The organism is Flavobacterium bomense, from assembly GCF_003970355.1.
Genome location: NZ_RYDJ01000239.1, coordinates 1 through 1,093, shown reverse-complemented (window position 1 = coordinate 1,093; position 1,093 = coordinate 1). Strand labels below are relative to the sequence as shown.

The following is a 1,093-nucleotide window of genomic DNA, read 5'->3' as shown; positions in this document are numbered from 1 at the left end:
GTTTTGCAAAATAGATTCTAGATAAACGGCGCCAAACGAAATGTAAAGGGGGGAAATTCCAATGGCGTAATAATCTTTGGCTTTGAAGTACATAAATACAACCAAAGTAAAAATAATGCTCCAAAAAAAGCAACGATACGGCTTAAAGGGTTTGTAAAAAAGTAAGGCATAAAAAGCGGAAAAAATTACAAAAATGGAACCTATGTAAAACAGCAATTGGGCCTTCAAAAAATCAATTCTGTTTACATTCACCAATTGTGTTGCTGATAATTCCTTCATATGAGCAATTACCGGAAAATTATTGTTGTACTGCCACAACAAATTAGGCAAAATAAGCAATAATCCGGTTAATAAAGCCAAATATAGTTTAGGTTGAAGCACTATTTTTCGCTGTTTTGTAAAGAGTATGGCAGGAAATAATCCAACTAGTAAAAACACAATATTGTATTTATTAAAGAATCCTAAAGCAAATACTATAGCGCCTATAAAAAGCCATTTTGTGTTTTCTGTTTTGAAATATTTGATGCCGATAAAATATATGCTTGTCCAACACAACACATCAAATGAGTTGGGTTGATAGAGCATATTAAGACGCAAAAGTGCTGAAAACAAGACACAAGTGGCTCCTAATATTAATGCAAATGTATTTCCGTTCAGTGCTTCAATGGCTTTCCAAACCACATAAAGGGTCAATGCTCCAAATAGTGCTGGAAAAAATTTTATCCAAAAAAATGAGTTTCCCAATAACAGAATGAGATACGAAATCCAAGAAGTAAATGGCGGCACCGACTGAAATCCCCAAGCTAAATGGTTGGCTTGATCAAGATGCAAATATTCATCCCGTTGCAAGTCGTATTCAGGACTAATCAGAATGTATTGCAACACCAATTTGAGTGCAATAAAACCGATTAAAATTAAAGTCTTTTGTTTCATTGATGGTGTTTTTATTGTAAATGACTACGAAGTCTGGAAACTTCACAGCAAAGAAACAAACCTTCCTAAACACACCCAAATTTGGGCAGGTTGGCGAAGATGCGCTTTGTTTTATACTTATGTTAACTTCCTATCTTTCCGTATCGTTGCTGCTCTGAAA

Annotated in this window: 1 protein-coding gene; it reads right to left on the bottom strand. The window is 34.6% G+C overall.

The window, feature by feature from the left end; genetic code table 11:
- On the bottom strand, window positions 1-933 hold a 933-nt coding region (locus EKL98_RS17005), incomplete at its 3' end, for an ArnT family glycosyltransferase (RefSeq protein WP_148104471.1).
- Window positions 934-1,093: the final 160 nt, after the last annotated feature.